The sequence below is a fragment of the Saccharopolyspora sp. NPDC050642 genome, assembly GCF_040654735.1.
GTDB classification, from domain to species: domain Bacteria; phylum Actinomycetota; class Actinomycetes; order Mycobacteriales; family Pseudonocardiaceae; genus Saccharopolyspora; species Saccharopolyspora elongata.
The window spans coordinates 193,510-213,692 of sequence record NZ_JBFAIN010000008.1 but is presented as its reverse complement, the minus strand read 5'-3'; the positions used below and the strand labels follow the sequence as shown (position 1 = coordinate 213,692).

The 20,183-nt window shown below is 70.9% G+C and carries 18 protein-coding genes and 1 pseudogene; 3 read left to right on the top strand and 16 right to left on the bottom strand.

Going from position 1 to position 20,183, the window contains the following annotated elements; all coding sequences use genetic code 11:
• Positions 1-11: 11 nt before the first annotated feature.
• The 9 genes from AB0H93_RS15980 to AB0H93_RS15940 form a co-directional block, all read right to left on the bottom strand.
• Positions 12-908 (bottom strand): serine hydrolase, encoded by an 897-nt coding sequence (locus tag AB0H93_RS15980; RefSeq protein WP_358572859.1) that lies wholly within the window; start codon positions 906-908, stop codon positions 12-14.
• On the bottom strand, positions 905-1,789 hold the full coding sequence (locus tag AB0H93_RS15975; RefSeq protein ID WP_358572857.1) for a LysR family transcriptional regulator: 885 nt from the start codon (positions 1,787-1,789) through the stop codon (positions 905-907). Before AB0H93_RS15975 ends, AB0H93_RS15980 begins: the two co-directional genes overlap by 4 nt.
• A 20-nt stretch (positions 1,790-1,809) precedes the next feature.
• Positions 1,810-2,958, bottom strand: a complete 1,149-nt coding sequence (locus AB0H93_RS15970; RefSeq protein ID WP_358572855.1) for a VanZ family protein — start codon at positions 2,956-2,958, stop codon at positions 1,810-1,812.
• A 22-nt stretch (positions 2,959-2,980) separates the two neighbouring features.
• On the bottom strand, positions 2,981-4,003 hold the full coding sequence (locus tag AB0H93_RS15965; RefSeq protein WP_358572853.1) for an ElyC/SanA/YdcF family protein: 1,023 nt from the start codon (positions 4,001-4,003) through the stop codon (positions 2,981-2,983).
• Between the two features lie 108 nt (positions 4,004-4,111).
• Complete coding sequence (locus tag AB0H93_RS15960) at positions 4,112-4,471, bottom strand: hypothetical protein (RefSeq protein ID WP_358572851.1); 360 nt, start codon at positions 4,469-4,471, stop codon at positions 4,112-4,114.
• Positions 4,472-4,662: 191 nt separating this feature from the next.
• Positions 4,663-5,430, bottom strand: coding sequence for an IclR family transcriptional regulator (locus tag AB0H93_RS15955; RefSeq protein WP_358572850.1), 768 nt, complete (start codon positions 5,428-5,430; stop codon positions 4,663-4,665).
• A 135-nt stretch (positions 5,431-5,565) separates the two neighbouring features.
• On the bottom strand, positions 5,566-7,398 hold the full coding sequence (gene dnaK, locus AB0H93_RS15950; RefSeq protein WP_358572848.1) for a molecular chaperone DnaK: 1,833 nt from the start codon (positions 7,396-7,398) through the stop codon (positions 5,566-5,568).
• 279 nt (positions 7,399-7,677) lie between these two features.
• Complete coding sequence (locus AB0H93_RS15945) at positions 7,678-8,238, bottom strand: DUF6578 domain-containing protein (RefSeq protein ID WP_358572846.1); 561 nt, start codon at positions 8,236-8,238, stop codon at positions 7,678-7,680.
• Positions 8,239-8,260: 22 nt separating this feature from the next.
• Entirely contained in the window at positions 8,261-9,190 is a 930-nt protein-coding gene (locus AB0H93_RS15940; protein ID WP_358572844.1) for a type II CAAX endopeptidase family protein, read from the bottom strand.
• A gap of 191 nt (positions 9,191-9,381) precedes the next feature.
• On the opposite strand from AB0H93_RS15940, the gene AB0H93_RS15935 reads away from it, so the two are divergent.
• The 3 genes and pseudogenes from AB0H93_RS15935 to AB0H93_RS15925 all read left to right on the top strand — a co-directional run bounded on the left by AB0H93_RS15935 (position 9,382) and on the right by AB0H93_RS15925 (position 12,357).
• Complete coding sequence (locus tag AB0H93_RS15935) at positions 9,382-10,758, top strand: histidine kinase (protein ID WP_358572842.1); 1,377 nt, start codon at positions 9,382-9,384, stop codon at positions 10,756-10,758.
• A 4-nt stretch (positions 10,759-10,762) separates the two neighbouring features.
• Positions 10,763-11,416, top strand: a complete 654-nt coding sequence (locus tag AB0H93_RS15930) for a response regulator transcription factor (RefSeq protein ID WP_358572840.1) — start codon at positions 10,763-10,765, stop codon at positions 11,414-11,416.
• Between the two features lie 50 nt (positions 11,417-11,466).
• Positions 11,467-12,357: pseudogene (locus tag AB0H93_RS15925) on the top strand (DUF2268 domain-containing putative Zn-dependent protease).
• 157 nt (positions 12,358-12,514) lie between these two features.
• Here AB0H93_RS15925 and AB0H93_RS15920 read toward each other — a convergent pair.
• From AB0H93_RS15920 to AB0H93_RS15890, 7 genes are read right to left on the bottom strand one after another with little or no spacing between them, the layout of a single operon-like run.
• Positions 12,515-13,660 carry an MCE family protein gene (locus AB0H93_RS15920; protein ID WP_358572838.1) on the bottom strand — a complete coding sequence of 382 codons (1,146 nt, stop codon included), beginning with the start codon at positions 13,658-13,660 and terminating at the stop codon, positions 12,515-12,517.
• Positions 13,660-14,811 (bottom strand): MCE family protein, encoded by a 1,152-nt coding sequence (locus AB0H93_RS15915; protein ID WP_358572836.1) that lies wholly within the window; start codon positions 14,809-14,811, stop codon positions 13,660-13,662. The genes AB0H93_RS15920 and AB0H93_RS15915 overlap by 1 nt, the downstream gene beginning before the upstream one ends.
• Positions 14,808-15,959: an MCE family protein gene (locus AB0H93_RS15910; RefSeq protein ID WP_358572834.1), complete on the bottom strand. Its 1,152-nt coding sequence runs from the start codon at positions 15,957-15,959 to the stop codon at positions 14,808-14,810. Before AB0H93_RS15910 ends, AB0H93_RS15915 begins: the two co-directional genes overlap by 4 nt.
• Positions 15,959-16,978 (bottom strand): MCE family protein, encoded by a 1,020-nt coding sequence (locus AB0H93_RS15905; RefSeq protein ID WP_358572833.1) that lies wholly within the window; start codon positions 16,976-16,978, stop codon positions 15,959-15,961. Before AB0H93_RS15905 ends, AB0H93_RS15910 begins: the two co-directional genes overlap by 1 nt.
• Positions 16,975-18,012: an MCE family protein gene (locus AB0H93_RS15900; RefSeq protein ID WP_358572831.1), complete on the bottom strand. Its 1,038-nt coding sequence runs from the start codon at positions 18,010-18,012 to the stop codon at positions 16,975-16,977. The genes AB0H93_RS15905 and AB0H93_RS15900 overlap by 4 nt, the downstream gene beginning before the upstream one ends.
• Entirely contained in the window at positions 18,009-19,334 is a 1,326-nt protein-coding gene (locus tag AB0H93_RS15895) for an MCE family protein (RefSeq protein ID WP_358572829.1), read from the bottom strand. The genes AB0H93_RS15900 and AB0H93_RS15895 overlap by 4 nt, the downstream gene beginning before the upstream one ends.
• Positions 19,331-20,182: an ABC transporter permease gene (locus tag AB0H93_RS15890; protein WP_358572827.1), complete on the bottom strand. Its 852-nt coding sequence runs from the start codon at positions 20,180-20,182 to the stop codon at positions 19,331-19,333. The genes AB0H93_RS15895 and AB0H93_RS15890 overlap by 4 nt, the downstream gene beginning before the upstream one ends.
• Between the last annotated feature and the right edge of the window lies 1 nt (position 20,183).

Below are 20,183 nucleotides of genomic sequence, written 5' to 3'. Positions count from 1 at the left end.
AAAAAGTTCGCTCACAACCGGCCGGAACGCAGGTCCGTGACCGCGATCCGGGCGCATTCCGCGATGGCCGCATCCACTCCGGGCAGCGCGGCGTCGGCGCGGGCCGCGAGCGTGAACACCGCCACCGCGACCGGCGTTTCGCCGTCGAACTCCACCACCGACACCTCGTTGCGCACCGCGCCGATCGTGCCGGTCTTGCCCGCGACCCGGACCCCGCGGTACGGGAACCCGGCCCGGATCCGGTGCTGCCACGCCTGGTTCGCCAGCAGCCGCCGGATGAACTCGCACTGCTCCGGCGACGCGACCGCGTCGGCCCAGATGAGTTCGAGCAACCGGGTCATCTCGCGCGGCGTGGTCGCGCTGGCGTACGACGGGTCGTAGGCGCTCACCGTGCGGGCGGCGTCGTTGTCGCTGAGCAGCGCGAACGCCTCGGCCGCGGTGGTCGTGCCGGTATCGCGGATCAGCGCGGCGTGCGAGTCGGCGGTGCCGCCCACCACGCGGGTGCGGGACAGCCCCAGGTCGGCGAGGGTGTCGGCAAGCGCGTCGAGCCCCACCTCGCCGAGGATCAGGTCCGCCGCCGCGTTGTCCGAGACGCCGATCATCGACGCGGCCAGGTCGCGCCAGGACACCGTGACCGGGTCCTGGAAGGCCGACATCCCGGTGGGCCCGGGCGTGCAGGACGCGGGATCGATCCGCACCCTGGCCCGCGGATCGAGGGCACCTGCGTCGAATGCGCGGCACAACGCCACGAGCAGCGGCAGCTTGTAGACCGACGCCGTGACGACGAGCTCGTCGCCGCCCACGTCGATCTCCCGCTCCGACGCGGGGTTCAGCGGCTTCGCGTGCACCCAGCCTTCGGCGCCGGCGTCGGCCAGCACCTCGCGGATGCGGCGCTCGACCGGGCTCACCGCGCCGCCTCCGGACGCAGCGCCGCCTCGACCGCCGCGAGCACGTCGTCCGGCGGCGCGGGCTCCTGCCAGACCAGCCGCACCCGCAGCGCGAGGTCCTCCCCCGGCGCCTGCAACCGGGTCACGCCGGAGGCCGCCAGCGACGGATCGGTGGTGAGGGCGAAGGCGCGACCGGCGGCGACCGCGGTCAGCGCGTCGCGATCACCCGCCGCGGGCAGGAAATCCGGGTCGAGCCCCTTGATCCGCAACGTGTCGACGAGCAGGTCGAACGCGGCCGTCCCGTGACTGCGCGGCGCGGTCGCGCAGGCCAGGCCCGCCAGCGAGCGCAGCGACTGCTTGCGGCGCGCCGCCGGGTGATCGGCGGGCACCAGCAGCGAACGCGGGATCTTCCGGACCGGACCGGCCTGCAGGGCACCGATCAGCGCCGGGTGGTGCACCACCGCGCAGTCGAGCCTGCCGGCGGTGACCGCGTCGACGAGGTCGACCGTCGAGGCCGTCGTGATGATCACAGTGCGCGCCGCCGGATCGGGCGCGGCGGCCCGCACTGCGGCCGTCAGGGCCGCGACCTGCCGGTCGCTGAGCGCCGCGACGACGCCGACGCGCACCGCGCCGCGGTTCTCCCGCTGGCGGCGCGCTTCCTCCTCGAACTGCTCCGCGCCGTCGAGCAGGGCTCGCGCCCTGGGCAGCAGCTCGGCCCCGGCGGTGGTCAGTCCCACGCCGCGAGATCCCCTGGTCAGCAGGGTGATGCCGAGCCTGGTCTCGAGCCGCTGGACGCCCTGGGACAGCGGCGGCTGCGTCATCCCGAGCCGGTCCGCGGCATGTCCGAAATGACCTTCCTCGGCCACGGCGACGAAGAAGCGGAGGTGACGCAACAGATCCACGCCCCGATCCAAACAGGCGCTCACCGGGCCGGTTCGGCGGGCTCCGCGCTCAGCGTTCGGGCGTCGACCATCCGCAGCCGCGCGAAGCGGCAGGACAGGCCGCGGAACCCGGATGTGGTGAACAGCGCGACGAATGACACCACCGCGAAGGCGGAACCCAGCAGGGACAACGTCGTCAGCACGGGCAGATCGCCGAGCTGCACCAGCAGCAGGTAGCCGCCGACGCCCGTGAGGCTGCGCACCAGCCGCGCCCGGGCGCCCGGCGCGCTTCCGTCCCCGGCGACCACCCGCAGCCGGACGATGCGCTGCCCGAGACTGGTCGCGCTGCCCGCCAGCGGAAGCACGACCGCGAGCACGAGCCACGGCAGCCAGACGCCGACGAACTGAGCCGCCTCCTGACCGGCCAGGTGACCGATCCTGGTCCCGTCTTCGTCGAACAGCTCGCCGTTGACCGCCACCACCAGCACGGTTCCGACCGTGGCGACCAGCACGCCGGAGAGCTTGAAGATCAACAGGTCGCACACGGCCGCCAGGACCCGCCTGGACCGGGTGATCGGGCGCGGCGCCCCCGGTTCGGCGCCGAGCCGCTGGCCGGGCACGGCGCGCAGGACGGGAGCCGCCAGCGCCCCGGCCAGCGCCCCCAGGCCGTTGGCCATCAGGTCGTCGACGTCGAACAGCCGGTAGGCGCACGGGTACAGGAACCAGATCCCGGTCAGCTGCGTCGTCTCGATCAGCAGCGACACGGCGAGGCCGATGACCGCGGTCGCCACCACGCCGCGCCGGAACATGTACCGGACGAACATGCCCAGCGGGACGAAGAGCGCCACGTTCAGCAGCACCTGCGTCAGCGCGGGGTTGCGCAGCGTCGCCGCGATCCCGCTGCCGGTGGCCTCCTTCTGCATGTCGCGCAGGAAGTTGAACGGGACCAGCTGCGGCCCGCCCGCACCGGAGACGGCGCAGAAGTCGGGCCCCACCGTCGGGAACGGGACGAGCACGTAGGCGACCAGGCCGAGCCCGTAGATCAGCCCGGCGAGCGCCAGCACGGCGTTGCCGATGCCGAGCTCGCCGCGCCGCCGGTACTGCCTCGCGACGTACGGGACGAAGCAGGCGACCGCGAGCAGGACGCCGATGGCGATCGCCAGCACCGCCGGCGTCAACCTCGCGCTCAAACCGACCTTCCCCTCAGCCGTCCTAGAGAGCGGGCAGCACGTTCGTGATGATCAGGAACGCGCAGATGCAGAAGTTCACGATCTTGTGCGACAGGAAGACCGCCACGAACTCGCGGATCGTCGCGCTCGGCCAGAAGTAGCGCGCCGTCGGCGAACCGAGCACCTGGCCGTTGACCTTCTCCTTGCGCGCGATGGTGGCGGCGCGCATGACGTGGTAGTTGTTCGTCACCACCACGCACCGGTACTTCGGCCGGTGCTGCTGCATGATCGCCTTGCTGAACCGCAGGTTCTCCTCGGTGCTGCGCGACTGGTCCTCGACCAGGATCCGGTCCTCCGGCACGCCCTTGTCGATGAGGTAGTCGGCCATCGCGCGCGCCTCGGGCAGGTCCTCGCCCGGCCCCTGACCGCCGGAGGTCACCAGCACCGGGTCGCGCCCCTTCGCCCGCTGGGCGTCGAACACGGCGCGACCGCGGTCGAGACGGCTGGCCAGCAGCGGCGGCACGCGCGAGCCGATCAGGCCGGAACCGAGCACCACGACGAAGTCGACGGCGCGGCGGTGCCAGATCCGGCCGTAGACGAAGGAGTAGAGCAGGAAGCACATGAACAGCAGGGAAACGTACGAGATCACGGCACCGATCGCGTCCATGGTCGCCTGAAGCGGCGTCCACTGGACGGTGTTGGCCAGCGCCCGCAACCCGATGTAGGCGAAGATCCCGAGGCCCGCGGCCAGCGACAGCAGGTTGGCCAGGCGCCTGCCCTCCCGGCGGATCATCGTCACGCCGTTGGCGACCAGGAAGATCGCGAGCACCAGGATCATCAGCACGAAGAGCAACATCAGCGAGATGAGCACGAACCCGGCGACGGCCAGCGACTTCGAAGCGAGCGCCATCAGCGACGCGCCCACCAGGAACACGAGCGCGAAGAACAGGTAGAGGCCGTTGCGCACCTTCCGGCGATCGAAGGCGAAGCTCACCAAGAACATTGCGAAGAAGACACCCGCCGGCACGAAGAAGAGCGCGGTGGGGACCTGGTAATCGTCGTGCACGGCGGAAGCGTAACCGATGGTGGTTTGGACCGCGGCCGCGCGTTTCCGCAGACCCGGCGTCGTGAGTACTTTGTGCTCCTATAGCGGTCCAAAGTACTCACGAGCGTTTTAGAGCCAGCGGCCGAGTTCCGGGAGTTCTCCGCCTTCGGCCTTGAGATCGCCCGATCCCCGGCCCGACAGCCAGCGGGCGAGGTCCACAGTGGATCCGCGCACCACGTGCGGGGTCGCGCCGTCGATGTCCACCCGGTACTCGGCGTCCCGGTCGCCCGAGCGGAGCAGCAGCGCCGGGCCCTGGGACTTGCGCTGCCACAGGCCGGTTATGTCGGTCATCAGGGCGTCGAGGAAGTCCGGCGGGAAGTCGACGAAGCTGCCGCCGTTGCCGAGGTCGACCGCGTGGATCCACACCTCGCGGGCCCGCATCCACGGCGTTTCGGCGGCCGGGACGAGCCGTCCCTGCGCCGTGCGCACCTCGGCGGCCCAGCGGTCCTCGGGCAGGTCGCGCCAGCGTCCGGCCCCGCAGCGCCGTCGGGGCGTCGAACTCCGCTATCGGGAATACCCTCCCGGCCGGCAGGAACCGCAGTTTCAATTGAAACTGCGCCGACACCGCGCCCGACTCACCGGCGGGATGACAGTTTCAATTGAAACTGTCATCCCACCGGTCACAGGTCGGGGAGGGATTCGAGGTCGATCTCGGCGCGGGCGACCGCGGCGCGCATCTCCCGCACCAGCACCGGGATCCGCTTGGGCGCGAAGCGCGCCGCTGGGGCCGCGATCGACAGGGCCCCGACGGGTTCGCCGGAGCCGTCGTGGACGCACATGCCGACCGCCGCCACGCCGTCTTCGGTCCGCTCGCGGTTGAGGGCGTAGCCGGTCTCGCGGGCCGCCTTGAGCTCGCGCAGCAGCGTCTTCCACTCCCGCTCCGGGAGTTGCCGGTCCGGCTCGCCCGGCCGGTAGAGCTGCTCCAGCTGGGCCCGCTCCAGCTCCGCCAGCAGCGCCTTCCCACCCGAGGACAGGTGCGCGGGCAGGATGGTGCCGCGCCGGTCGCCGACGTGCAGGACCTGCGTCGACTCGACGCTGGCGAGGAACCGGGTCTGGGTGCCCACCCGGACCATCAGGTTCACCGTCTCCTGCACCCGCTCGCACAGCGCGTCCATGTGCGGGTGGAGCGCCTTGCGCAGCTGCTGGTTCGGGTGGCCGGCCACCTGGTTCGCGGCCAGCGCCGGGCCCGGCACGTAGGTGCGCCGGTCGTCCTGGATCGCGAAGTCCCGGTACACCAGCATCGACAGCAGGCGGTGCGCGGTGGAGCGGGCGATGCCGAGCTCCTCTGCCGCCTCGCTGACCCGCAGGCCGCCCTGGTCGCGCAGCATCTGCAGGAGCAGCAGCGCGTTGTCGACGGACGTCAGCGCGTAGGACGGTCTGTTCTTCATGCTGGAATTCTATTCTTCTACAGCGAACATCGTCCTGCGACTGCGCGTGAGCCAGGCCCGTGTGCACTTTGTGTCGCTATAACAGCGAAAGTACGCACTGGGAACTGCCGGTGCGATCCACTTCGGAGCTCCGGATCACTCCTTCTTCTTGTCGTCCTCGTCGATGATCTCGGCGTCGACCACGTCCTCTTCCGCCTGCTTCGCCTCGCCGTCTCCGGCCGCCGCCTGCTGGTGGCCGTAGATGGCCTGGCCGATGGCCTGCGACGTCGCCGCGAGGTGGTCGACCGCCGTGCGGATCTTGTCGACGTCGTCGCCCTTGAGGGCCTCGTTGACTTCCTTGATCGCGTCCTGCACCTGCGTCCGGGTGTCGGCCGGGATCTTGTCGGCGTTGTCGGTGAGGACCTTCTCCGTCTGGTAGACCAGCGTTTCCGCCTGGTTGCGGGTCTCGGCCTCGTCGCGGCGCTTGCGGTCCTCCTCGGCGTGCGCCTCGGCGTCCTTGACCATCCGGTCGATGTCGTCCTTCGGCAGCGCCGAGCCGCCGCTGATCTTGATGGACTGCTGCCGGCCGGTGCCGAGGTCCTTGGCGTTGACGTGCACGATGCCGTTGGCGTCGATGTCGAAGGTGACCTCGATCTGCGGCATGCCGCGCGGCGCGGGTGGCAGGCCGGTCAGCTCGAACATGCCGAGCTTCTTGTTGTGCGCGGCCATCTCCCGCTCGCCCTGGAAGACCTGGATCATCACCGATGGCTGGTTGTCCTCGGCGGTGGTGAAGGTCTCCGAGCGCTTGGTCGGGATCGTGGTGTTGCGCTCGATCAGCTTGGTCATGATGCCGCCCTTGGTCTCGATGCCCAGGGACAGCGGCGTCACGTCGAGCAGCAGGACGTCCTTGACCTCACCGCGCAGCACACCGGCCTGCAGGGCGGCGCCGACGGCGACGACCTCGTCCGGGTTGACGCCCTTGTTCGGTTCCTTGCCGTCGGTGAGCTCGCGGACCAGGTCGGTCACGGCGGGCATCCGGGTCGCCCCGCCCACCAGCACCACGTGGTTGATGTCGCCGACCTTGATCCCGGCGTCGCGGATCGCGTTGTTGAACGGCTTGCGGCAGCGCTCCAGCAGGTCGGAGGTGATGCGCTCGAACTCGGCGCGGGAGAGCGTCTCGTCCAGGAACAGCGGGTTCTTGTCCGAGTCGACCGTGATGTACGGCAGGTTGATGCTGGTCTGCGACGAGCTGGAGAGCTCGATCTTGGCCTTCTCGGCGGCTTCCTTGATCCGCTGCATGGCCATCCGGTCCTTGTTCAGATCGATGCCCGAGGAGGCCCGGAACCGGTCCACCAGCCACTCGACGACCCGCTCGTCCCAGTCGTCACCGCCGAGGTGGGTGTCGCCCGAGGTGGCCTTGACCTCGACCAGCCCCTCGCCCACCTCCAGCAGCGAGACGTCGAAGGTGCCACCACCGAGGTCGAACACCAGGATGGTCTGCTCCTTCTCGCCCTTCTCCAGGCCGTAGGCCAGCGCCGCCGCGGTCGGCTCGTTGATGATCCGCAGCACGTTCAGCCCCGCGATCTGGCCGGCTTCCTTGGTCGTCTGCCGCTGCGAGTCGTCGAAGTACGCGGGCACCGTCACCACCGCGTCGGTGACGTCCTCGCCGAGGTAGGACTCCGCGTCCCGCTTGAGCTTCATCAGCACGCGGGCGCTGATCTCCTGCGGCGTGTAGGGCTTGTCGTCGATCCGCACCGACCAGTCGGTGCCCATGTGCCGCTTGACCGACCGGATGGTGCGGTCCACGTTGGTGACCGCCTGGTTCTTCGCGGGCTGCCCCACCAGCAGTTCGCCGTTCTTCGCGAAGGCCACCACCGACGGCGTGGTCCGCGAGCCCTCGGAGTTGGCGACGACCGTCGGTTCACCGCCCTCCAGCACGGCCACCACCGAGTTCGTCGTCCCCAGGTCGATTCCAACCGCGCGCCCCATCACGCCCTCCCCTCCGACCCGCCGGCAGGCGGGGTCCCGCGAGGCCGACACCCTCAGTATGGGAACCCCCCACGACCGCGTCCACCTGGGCAAAGACCACGGGGGATGGGCTGCGGCGCTGCGCACGGTGACCAGCACCAGCGTGCCGGCCACCGACGAGCGGGGCCGCCCGGCGTGCGCGGCCACCGGCTCGTGGTGCGGCCCGTCGCAGTACCGGTGGGGCGAGGACAACGTTGTCGCCCCGATCCCCACCGCCGGACTGGCGCGCGGCCCCGTCGTTCAGCCGGATGTTTCGAGGTCGACCAGCACCGCGTTGGTACCCCGCCAGAACCCGCCGCGTTCCGGCGGCGTCGAGCGAGGCAGGTACTTCGGCGCGCGCTGAACGCTCTCGAGTTCAGCGGTGCCGTCGACGGGTCGCCAGCAGCGATCCCGCAGCTCGTACTCCCACGACACCAGCCACACCGCGGTGACCCGTCCGCCGGTCAGCAGGTCGTCAGGCGGCCGCGCGGAATGGTGGTCTTCGTGCAGCACTCCGGTGAGCGTGATCTCCGCAGGCAGCGGCTCCGGCACCGATACGAACACGCTGACGCCACCGGCTCTCGCCACCGCGGGCACGGTGCTCTCGGTCGTTCTCGCTCTTGGGCCTTCCGGCGCCGGGCTGCGTTCCAGCCGTGCCCGGAGCGCCATGTCGGTCGGGATCGCCGATGCGGACCACTGACTCCACTCCAGCCGCCAGGACACTTCGTCGCCGACCGCGGGAGGCGTTCCGCAGCACTCGATCTGCCAGCCGTCCAGCAGGACGGGCACGGTCAGCCGGTGCCGCGCTTCGGCGGCGCTCACCGCGCCGAGGTGAATCCGATCTTCAACATGCCCCGATCGTACCGCCTGCCGCGGCCGGCTGGCTGCGGGTGACGATCCCGCGGCGGCGGGCTCGGCGGTCGATCCACCACGTGTAGACCACGGTCAGGGCCATGGTCGGCAGGACGTCCCACACCGAGTAGCTGCCGCTCTGGTCGAGGCTGGGCACGCCCTGGGTGCCGGCGAACACGGCGAAGGCGGCGTTGTTCACCACGTGCAGCGCGATCGCCGCCTCCAGGCCGCCGGTGCGGATGGTCAGCCAGCACATGGCCATCGCGAAGACGAAGAGGTCGGCGACCACCAGCGGCTCGGTGTAGTCGTGCAACGCCACGAACAGCAGCGAGGTGGCCACCGCCCCCGGCCACGGGGTGCGGGTCCAGGAGGCGAAGGTCTGCACCAGCCACCCGCGGCACAGGTACTCCTCGGCGGCGGCCTGCAACGGCACGAGGGTCACGGCGATCGCGAGCACCGCCAGGAACGTCGGCCAGCCCGGCCACGCCGCCGGGTCCACGCCCTGTCCCCGGGCGAGGTCGACGACGGCGATGAGGACGAAGCCCAGCATCGCCCATCCCACGCAGTCCAGCAGCCACCGCCAGCGCAGCCGTCCCTCCACACTGGACACCGTGCCGACCGGGCGGCGCTGCGCCCACCGCGCCGTCAGCAGGACGGCGGGCAGGAGGACGGCGATGCTGGCGAAGCCGAACGCGAATTCCCACAGCGGGGCGGAGAAGCCCAGCTCGGCGTCCAGCCCGATGCCCACCAGCACCGCCAGGCCCATGCCGACGGCGCCGATCACCAGCAGGAACACCACCGCGAGCGCGACCAGCAGCAGGATCCCGACCAGCGGCCGCCACCAGCGGTGCGCCGGCGTGCGCGCGAGCAGGTGGTACGGCGTGCCGTGGGTATCGACGGCCGATTCCCGCTGAAGACTCATGTTCGTCCCTTCCAGGTGATTCGTCGCGTTGGAGCCTAGGGAGCCGGCCGCCGCCGAAGCGCGTGCCACCTGTCCAGACCTCGTGGCCGATCGGCCATGATCTGCGGGCCGGTCGGCACTGCCCGGCGGGCCGGATGTTGACCGACAATGGATCGGTCGACGACCGATCGTCCGAGGTGAGGTATTCGCGGGTGTCTCCGCTGGTTGAAAAGGCGCGGGCAGCCGCCGCCCAAGAAGCGCGAGCCGTGCGCGCGGCGCCACGTCAGGTGGTGGCCGGCGAGTTGGCGGCCTTCCTCGTGGTGCTGGGCATCGGGTTCGTGCCGAGCCCGGCTTCGCTGCTGCCGTCGAGCCACTTCGCCGTCACCGCCGCGACGGCGTGCTGGGCGGCGCTGCTGGTTCCGGCCCGCAGGCGATGGCCGGTAGCGACGCTGCTGGCCACGGCTCCGGTGTTCGCCAGCGACAACATCTGGGCGGCGGCGACGCTGCCCTTCGTCACGTTCTCGGCGGCGCGACGCATCACGCCCGCCCGGCGCCTGTGGCTTGCGGTGCTGGCGACCGCCGTCGTGGACCTCCTGCTCGCGGTCGTGCACGAGTGGAACGCCCCGGGCGGCCTCGGCGAGACCCTCGCCGGTTTCGCGCTGACGGTCGCGTTCCTGCTGCTGCTCCCGGCGCTGTCCGGCGGCGTCCTAGGCCGGCGTCAACCGCTCGTCCGGCTTCTCCGGGAGCGCAACCAGTACCTGGAGCGGGCGCAGGAACTCACCGCCGAGAAGGCTCGCCTGAAGGAACGCGCGCACATCGCCACCGAGATGCACGACATGCTCGGGCACCGGCTCAGCCTGATCTCGATGCACGCCGGGGCGCTGGAGATCACCGCGGCCAAGGACGCGCCCCGCTTCAGCGGTCAGGCTGAGCTCCTGCGCACCACGGCCGCGACGGCGATGGCCGAACTGCGCGAGATCCTGGGAGTCCTCAACGACACCCAGGGCACGCCGCCCGAAACCGTCGGCGAGCACAGCGGAACCCGTGCCGACATCACCGATCTCGTGGCCGAATCCCGCCGCGCCGGCATCGCCGTGGAACTGGTGTGGTCCGGGGCGGACGTCGACGACGCCGATGTGCGGGCCCGCCACGCCGTGCACCGCGTGGTGCGGGAGGGGCTGACCAACGTGCACAAGCACGCCCCCACCGCGCCCGCCAGGGTCGAGGTCGCCCACGAGGCCGACCGCATCCGGGTGCGCGTGATCAACGGCGCGGCGCACGGCGCGCACCGCCCCTCGGGCACCCGGCACGGGCTGGTCGGCTTGGAAGAGCGGATCGAGCTGCTCCGCGGCGCGTTCACCGCCGGCCCCACGCCCGAGGGCGGCTTCCAGATCTCGGCCGAACTCGCCGCGCACCCGGCCGTGCCCGCGCCGGCCGCCAACCGCCCGCTACCGGAGGTGCGGGAGCCGCTCGACGCCGAGGTGCTCACGCTGCCTCGCGCGGTGGGCGCCGGGTGCCTGGGGTTGCTGGCGGTCGTGCCGGTCGCCACCGGGTTGATCACGCTGATCATCCTGCTCGCCATAGGATGACCAGGTGATCCGGACCCTCATCGCCGACGACGAAACGCTCATGCGAGCGGGTATCCGCCTCATCCTGGCGAACGCCGAAGACGTCGAGGTGGTGGCCGAGGTGGCGGACGGGCGCGCCGCCGTCCGCGCGTGCCGCGAGCACGAGGTCGACGTCGCCCTGCTGGACGTGCAGATGCCCGGCGGCGACGGGATCACCGCGGTCGCCGACATCGCCCGCGAATCGCCGCGCACCAACGTCGCCATGCTCACCGCGTTCGGCGACGACCACAACGTCGCCCAGGCGCTCCGGGCGGGAGCCGTCGGATTCCTGCTCAAGGACACCGGGCCGACCGAGCTCATCCGGGCCGTGCGGGTGGCCGCGACCGGCGAGTCGATCCTGGCGCCGCAGATCACCCGCCGGCTCATCGAGCGCCACCTGCTGTCCGGCGACGACGGCGCGGAGGCGGCCAAGCGCCGCATCGACCAGCTCACCGACACCGAACGGGACGTGCTCCGGCTGGTATCGGCGGGACTGTCGAACGCGGAGATCGCCCAACGCCTGCACATGGGCACGGGCACGGCGAAGGCGCACATCAGCCGGATCCTCACCAAGCTCGACTGCGCGAACCGGGTCCAGGCCGCCATCCTGGCCCACGACGCCGGTCTCCAGCCCGGCTGACACCGGGAGATTTGACCCTCCAGCGACTGGAGACCCTACCGTCCCGGGCCATGAAGATCGTTGTTCATGACACGGCGTCCGCCATGCTCGACCTCCTCCGGCGACCGCAGGCGGAGCGGCGCGACGCCCTGCGGGAGATACTCAGCCCGCTGGAGCCGGCGATGTCCGTGATGGGGGATGTGGACCTGGTCCAGATGTACGAAATGGGCGGCAGCGGCTTCCGGCTCGACTGCGAGGACCCGCGATACGTGCCCGCGCTGCGCCGGATGCAGGAAGCCGAGGTGTGGGGCCGGATCGAGGAATCTCTCGCCGCCGCGTGGGAGCGGATCAGCGGTGCGGTGCCCGGCATCGGGCACGCCGACACCGTGCACGTCGTCGTGATGCTCGGCAATCCCGATGACGAGCAGCTGATGGCGCGCAGCGACGGGTACTTCGGCCTGGGCGGGTTCCCGGGCGCGATCCAGCTCTACATGTGGCCCACAGAGACGAGCCTGGCGAAGATCGACCACGCCGCCGCGCACGAGCTGCACCACAACGTGCGCTACGCGAACGTCGTCTGGGACCCCGCTGCCGTCACGGTCGGGGAACAGGTCGTCGCGGAGGGCTTGGCCGAGGCGTTCGTGCGCGAGCTGTCCGGCGAGCAGGCCATGGGCCCGTAGTCCCAAGCGCTGACCGGCGCGGAACTTGACTCGGCGTACCGGAAGATCGCGGCGAACATCGACGTGGCGGGGATGCAGAACCTGCCCGCGTACGTCTTCGGCGACGCTACGGCCCAGCGCATGGGACTGCAACCGGTAGGGCTGCCGGACTTCGCGGGCTACGCGGCGGGCCTGCGCATCGTCGACGCACACCTGACGGCGTCCGGCCTCACGGCGGCCGAGAGCACGGCCCTCCCGGCCCGCGAGATCCTCACCAACGCAGGCGTGCCGACCAACGCCTGACCACGATGGTTCCGACCGGCCCGTGCGCACTTTTTGCTGCTGTAGCGACACAAAGTGCGCGCGGGCCGCTACTGCAGGTTTTCCAGGTGGGGCACCAGGTCTGCCGGGGCGGGCATGGCCTCCATCTCCGCGCGGGGTTTAAGCACTCAGGTGGCCGTCATTGGTCGAACGGGGGTGGTGGTGCTACCGGGTCCGGGACCGGGGCTCGGGGGGCGTTCTGGGAGCCTCGGACGCTGATCACGCTGCCCGGGGGTTCCGCGCAGTGCAGGTCTTCGTTCGTCGGGCCCGGCGCCGTTTCCGCTCCCGGGCGGCGAGGCGTGCCCTCGTAGCCCCTGGTGCAGGCGATCGGGTTGAAGAAGTTCAGCACCAGGCCGAGGTGTCCCGTGCCGTCCGGCGACAGCGTGTGGGAGAACGCCGAGATCACCGGCAGCGCCACCAGCATCTGCTCCATCGCCGGGCCGCGCACGTCGGTGATCTGCATCGTGGTCAGCATGTTCGCCACCACCACGCCGAAATCCGTGCCCGCGCTGCGCAGCAGCGCGTCGACCTCCTGGCTCGCCGCCGGCGCGCCGTTGATGATCCGCCGCAGGTCCGGGTCGGACTCCTTCAGCCGCCCGGAGATCTCCCGCAGCCCGCTGCTGAACGACACGATCTGCTCCGACTGCTGCTGCTGGGTGCGCAGCACCACGTCGCTGTTGGCCAGCAGCCCGGTGGTCTGCGGGAGGTGCTGGTCGGCGGCGGCCGTCACCGAACTCGTCGCGTCCAGCATGCGCTGCAGGTGGCCGCCGGTGCCGTCGAACGCCGTGCCGACCTCGTCGACGACCGTGCGCAGGTCGTCGACCGGGACGCTGCCGACCAGCCGGTCCAGGTCGACCAGCAGCGATTCCGGCGCCGGCGGCAACTCGGTGCGCTCCTGCTCGATCACCGATCCCGACGCCAGAAACGGGCCGCCGTCGCGCTCCGGGCGCAGGTCGAGGTACTGCTCCCCCACCGCCGACCGGTTGGCCACCGCGACCCGGGCGCCCGCCGGGATCGGCGGCGCGGCGTCGTCGATGTGCATGTCGACGTCGATGCCCGCGTCGGTGAGCCGCATCTCGGTGACCCGGCCGACCGCGACGCCTCGGTAGGTCACCTCGGAATTGGTGAACAGCCCGCCCGAGTCCGCCATCCGCACCGTCACGGTGTAGCCGCTGCCGCCGAAGAAGCGGTCCAGCCCGGCGTACTGCCCGCCCGCGTAGCCGATGCCCACGACCGCCAGCACCAGGAACAGCCCCAGCCGGATCTTGGTCTTCCGCGCGAACATCAGCGTCCTCCCAACTGGATCGGGGCCGGGACCGGCGGCGCCGACTGCGGCGCCGGGAGCGGCAGCGGCGGCAGGGCCGGTGCCGGCGGTGGCGGCCGCAGTCCCGGCTGGCCCGCGTCGCTGAGGCCGGGGATCGGGATCAGCGGGCCGGAGGAGCGGGTGAGGTTCTCCATGATCGTGCTCAGGTCCAGGTCGAACCGCACGTCCGCGTTGACGAAGTCGCCCTTGAGCGGCTTCATGACGTACTCCGGGAACGGATAGGTCGCGAGGTAGGCGATGGCGTCCGGCAGCGCGTCGCCGGTCTCGGCGAGCTTCTGCAGCGTCGGCGCCAGCGCATGCAGGTCGGCGACCATGTCGTCCTTGCTGCGGTTGACGGTCTGCACCGCCACGCCGGAGAGCTGGTCCAGCGACTGCAGCATGGTGACGAGCTGGCCGCGCTGCTCCTCCAGGGTCCGCAGGCCGGGGCCCAAGCCGTCGATCGCGCCCGCGATCTGGTCGGTCTGCCCGCGCAGCGTCGACGAGAGCCGGTTGAGGCCGTCGATGGCGCGGGTGATGTTCTCCTTCTGCCCGTCCAGCCGGGTGACCGTCTCGTTGAGATTTCCCAGCAGCGAACGGATTTCCGCCTCGTTGCCGGTGAACGCGCCGTTGAGCTCGCGCACGATGTCCTGCAGCTGCGCCACGCCGCCGCCGTTGAGCAGCATCGACAGCGCGCCCAGCACCTCTTCGACCTGCGGGTTGCGGTTGGTGCGTTCCAGCGGGATCACCGCGCCGTCGGCCAGCGCGCCCTCGGCCGCGCCGGCGGGTGCCGCGAGCTCGACGAACTTCTCCCCCAGCAGGCTCGATTGCCGCAGCTGCGCATCGGCGTTGGCGGGCAGCCGGACGTCGCCGTTGACCGACATGTGCACCAGCGCGGTGGTGTTGTCGGGGCTCAGCTCGATCCGCTCCACCCGCCCGACCGCGACGTCGTTGACCTTCACGCTGGACTGCGGCACCAGGTCGAGCACGTCCGCGAAGTGCGCGGTCACCCGGTACGGGTTCGAGCCCAGCTCCGCACCGCCGGGCAGCGGAGCGTTGTAGAGACCGGTGAATCCCGCCGTGCCGCAACCGGAAACCAGCAGCGCCGCCAGCAGCACCGGCGCGAACCGCTTCATCGGGGGCCTCCTTGCTGGGCGGCGTCCACCAGCGGCAGCGGCGGCAGTTCGCCCTGTTGCAGGTGGTGCAGGGTTTCACCGATCGACGGCAGCTGCAGCTTGCCGTCCAGGTACGGCGCGAGCTTGTCGCAGGCGTCCTTGAGGCCCTGCGGCACCGGCTCGGGCATGCTGTGCTGGATCAGCTTGCACACCATCAGCACCGGCGGGTGGGTGAGCTCGTTGAGGTGGCCGCGGACCGTGACGCTGCCGGAGGCCGCGTCGTAGGAGTTGATGAAGTTCGTCGCGCCCAGCGGTGCGACGTCGAGCACCTCCGCCAGCGCCTGGCGCTGGTCCACCAGCTGCTGCGTCACGCCGGTCAGGTTGTCCACATTGGACGTCATGAGTTCCCGGTTGTCGCGGATGAACCGGGAGACGTCGTCCAGCGCGACCGCCAGGGAGCTCAGCGCGGCGCCCATCTGCTGCTGCTCGCCGGCCAGGAATCCGGTGACGTCGTCGACCCGCCCGTAGAACTCCTGGATCTGCCGGTCGCTGGCGGCGAGCGTCGCGGTGAAGGTGTTCAGGTTGTCGACCGTGGCGAACAGGTCGCCCTGGTTCTCCTGGAGGGTGCCGGCGAGGTCGCCGAGCTGCTTCACCGTGGCGTTGAGGTCCTTGCCGTTGCCCTCCAGCGCGGCGGCCGAGGTGGACAGCACCTCGGACAGCGCTCCGGTGCTGTTCGCGCCGTCCGGGCCGAGGGCCTGCGCGAGCGCGTTGGCGCTGCGGTAGAGGTCGTCGAGCTCGGCGGGCGTCGCGGTGCGGTCCTTGGCCAGCACCGCGCCCGAAACCAGTTCCGCGCCACCGGAATAGGCCGGGGTGAGCTGCACGTACCGGTCGCTGACCAGGCTCGGCGCGACCACCACGGCCTTCACGTCGGCCGGGATCTGCACGTCGTCGTCGACGTGCATGTCCACCCGCACCACGTCGCCCTGCGGCACGACGCCGTCGATCCTGCCCACCTCGACGCCCAGCACCCGCACGGTGGATCCGGCGTAGACCCCGACGGTGCGGTCGAAGTACGCGGTGATCTGCTTGCCTGGATCGGTGAACAGCCACCACAATCCCGCGCTGACGAGCAGCGCCAGCGCGCATCCGATTCCGACCACTTTGGACATCAGCCACCTCCGACGGGCCGGGTCGGCACCGGGATCTCGCAGGACGTCGTGTTCGTCTGCAGCGGCCCGGCGTTGATCGCGGGCGGGAACAGACCGCACAGGTAGCCGTCGAACCACCGGCCGTTGCCCACCGTGTTGTTGAAGCCGCGCACGTAGGGCGCCATCGCCGCCACGACGCGGCCCAGGTCGTCCTGGTTGCGCTGCAGCATCTCGGTCAGCTGGTTGAGCTGCTCCAGCGTCGGCCGCAGCTGCTGCTGGTTGTCGGCGACCAGGCCGCGCAGTTCGTCGGAGAGCCGCTGGGTTCCGATCAGCAGCGCCGAAATCGCCTCCCGGCGGTGCTGAAGCTCGGTCAGCAGCAGGTTCCCGTCCGAGATGAGCCGCTGCACCTGATCGTCGCGATCCGCGACGATCTTGCTCACGCCGCTGGTGTTGCGCAGCAGATCGGCGAGCTGCTGGTCGCGCGAGGCGATGGTCTGCGACAGCTGCGAAAGCCCGTCGATGGCCTGGCCCATGTGCTGCGGCGCGCCGCGGAAGGTGTCCGCCAGGACGCGGAAGCTCTGCGCGAGCTGCTGGGTGTCGACCTGGTCGGCGGTGCGGGTGAGCTGGTCGAGCGCGTCCGGGATGTCGAACGGCGCGGCGGTCCGCTCGACCGGGATCGGCTCCGCCAGTTCCTCGGCGCCTTCCGGTTGCAGCGCCAGGTACTTCTCGCCGAGCAGCGTCTTGATCTCGATGCTGGCCCGGCTGCGGTCGCCGATCTCCGCGCCGTCGACGCGGAAGGCCACCAGGACCCGGTCGCCCGCCAGCGCGACGTCGGTGACCTCGCCGGACTTGACCCCGGCGATCTGCACGTCGTTGCCCGCCGCGAGCCCGGCCGACTCGGAGAAGTAGGCCTCGTAGGTGGTGCCGCCGCCGATCACCGGCAGGTCCTTGGCGAAGAACGCGCCCAGCGTGGCGCAGGTGATGAGCACGACGGCGACCAGGCCGACGACGGCCTGGTTCCGCTCCCGCAACGGCTTCATGACGGCTTGCACCTCTCCGGCATCTCCGAGGCCGGCAGCGGCAGGATCGGGATCGAGATGTTGAGCTCGGAGATCCCGACCGTGCCCGAGATCCGGCACAGGTAGAAGTTGAACCAGCTGCCGTAGCTGACGGTCCTGGTCAGCGCGTTGAGCCGTGCCGGGATGTTCTGCAGGTCGGCTTCCAGCTTCGGCTGCTCGGCGTTGAGGATGCCGGCGACCCGGTTGAGCTCGCCGATGCTGCTCTGCAGCGGCGGCCGCGCCTCCTCCAGCATTCCGGCGGTGGTGTTGGAGAGCTCGCCGAGCGCGGCGACGGCCTCCCCCACCGGCTTCCGCTGCTCGGCGAATCCGCTGGTCAGCTGCTGCATCGAGGTGATCAGCTCGCCCAGCTGCGGGCCGCGCGCGTTGACGGTGGTCAGCACGGCGTTGAGGTTGTCGATGACCTGGCCGATCACCTCGTCCTTGCGGGCGATGGTGGACGTCAGCGACGCGGTGTGGGCGAGCAGGCTGTCCACCGTGCCCGCCTCGCCCTGCAACACCTGGACGATCTCGCCCGAGAGCTGGTTGACGTCCTGCGGCGAAAGCGCCTGGAACAGCGGCTTGAACCCGTTGAACAGCGCGGTGAGGTTCAGCGCCGGATGGGTCCGCTCCAGCGGGATCTCGCCGCCCGGCGGCAGCACGTCCGCCGGATCGCGCAGCGCCGCGTCCAGCGCCAGGTAGCGCTGACCGGCGAGGTTGCGGAACTTCACGGTCGCGGCGGCGTCGCGCGGGAGGCGCCGGCCGGCGTCGAGGTCGAAGCGGATCAGGGCGTGCTTGCCGTCGACGACCTCCAGCCCGGTCACCCGGCCCACCTTCACGCCCGCCATCCGCACGTCGTCGCCGACGTCCAGGCCGGAGGCGTCGGCGAACCGCGCGTGGTAGGAGTCGGCGGAGCCGGAGGTGGAGGCGGCGATGGTCATCGCGAGCACCCCGGTGAGCGTGATCGTGACCGCCGCGAAGATCAGCAGCTTGACCAGCGGCGCGGCTATCGACCTCATCGCACCGTCACCTCCGCACCGCGGTACACCGGGCCGACCAGCAGCCCGCTCCAGTCCGGCACGTCCGAGCGCGGCACGCCCATCTGCGGCGCCAGCAGCGTCGACAGCAGGTCCCGCTCGGCGGGTGTGTTCGCCACCGACTGCGACGTGGTGGACGCCGGTTTCTGCTTCCACGGGAACACTTCGTCGCGGTCGCGCGGCGGCTCCGGGAACACGGAACCGTCCTGCACCGGCCCGCCCGGCGGGTACTGCGGGAAGGTGTCCGGCGCCTCGACCCACGGGTAGCAGCGCGGCCCGCGCTGGTCCAGGTACTTCGGCGTGTCCACGCCCGGCAGGTACTTGCCGCGGCTACCGGTGATCTCGATGGTGAACTTGGCGATCTCGGGGTTCTCGGTGCCCTTGCCGAAGGATCGCTCGGCGTTCGGGATCGAGTCCGCGAACTGCTTGAGCATGCAGGGGTACTCCGGGGCGTACTCGGCGAGGAGTTCCAATGTGGACCTCGATGTGCCGGTGAGGTTGATCAGGTTGTCCTTGTTCAGCGCCAGGAACCGGTTCAGGTCGTTCGCGCTGCCGGTGACGGTGCCCAGCATGGTGTTCAGCGCCTGCCGCTGTTCGGCGATGGTCTTGCTGGTGGTGGTCAGGTCGGCCAGCGCCTGCGTGAGGTCGGGCGCGGCCTCGGCGTAGGTGTCGGCCACGTCGTCGATGCGCGCGATGACCGACTCCAGCTTCGGCAGCGACGGGTTCAGCCGCTCCAGGTAGCCGTCCAGCTGCACGAGCGTGTCGCCGAGCTGCTCGCCGCGGCCGTCCAGCGCCTGCGACACGGCGGTCAGCGTCGTCGAGAGCTTTTCCGGTTGCACCGCTTGCAGAACCGGCAGCAGGTCGCCGAGCACCTTCTCGATCTCGATCGCCGATCCGCTGCGGTCCTGTGGGATGACGTCGCCGGAGGCCAGCGCCCGCGAGCCGGCGTTCTCCGGGATGTGCAGGGAGACGTAGCGCTCCCCGAACAGCGTCTTGGGCAACAGCCGCGCCGATGCGCTCGCCGGGATCAGCTCCGCCTGGTCCGGCCGCAGCGCCAGGTCGAGCACCGCGTGGTCGCCCTCGGCGCGCACGCCGCGCACCTCTCCGACCACCACGCCGCGCGCCTTGACGTCGGCGCCCACCCGCATCTGGTTGCCGATCCGGTCGGTTTCGAGGCTGACCGCCACGACCGGCGTGAACGCCTTGCGGTACATGGCGATCGTGCCCGCGACGAACATCCCGGCCGCGACCAGGAACACCACTCCGAGCGCCTGGTAGCGGCGCCTGCTCCGCCGGCCGCTCATCCCGAGATCCGAACCGTCGTGGTGGAGCCCCAGATGGCCAGGCTGAGGAAGAAGTCCAGCACCGCGACCAGCACGATCGAGGTGCGCACCGCGCGTCCCACCGCGACGCCGACACCAGCCGGGCCGCCGCGCGCGGTGTAGCCGTAGTAGCAGTGCGTCAGGATCACCGCGACGCTGAACACGATCACCTTGCCGAAGGACCAGAGGACGTCCTCCGGCGGCAGGAACAGGTGGAAGTAGTGGTCGTAGGTGCCCGCGGACTGGCCGTAGAACCACACGGTGATCTGCCGGGACGCGAAGTACGAGCCGAGCAGTCCCACCACGTACAGCGGGATGACGGCCGCGACCCCGGCCAGCACCCGGCTGGTCACCAGGTACGGCAGCGTCCGCACGCCCATCACCTCCAGGGCGTCGATCTCGTCGGAGATCCGCATCGCGCCCAGCTGCGCGGTGAACCCGCAGCCGACGGTCGCCGACAGCGCCAGGCCCGCCGACAGCGGCGCGACCTCGCGGGTGTCGAAGTAGGCGGCGACGAACCCGGTCAGCGCCGAGGTGCCGAGCTGGTTCAGCGAGGAATAGCCCTGCAGGCCGACGATCGCGCCGGTCGCGACGGTCATGCCGATCATCACGCCGAGCGTGCCGCCGATGACGGCCAGCGCGCCGCTGCCGAACACGACCTCGGTGAGCAGCCGGGCGGTCTCGCGGTAGTAGCGGCGCAGCGCGACGGGCGCCAGGGCGAGGGCGCGCAGGTAGAACGACAGCTGCCAGCCCAGTTCGGCGAGCGCGTCGCCGGGCCCGCGGGTGATCCACCGCCGCAACGGGGCGGCGACCGGGTCGACGACGGCCATC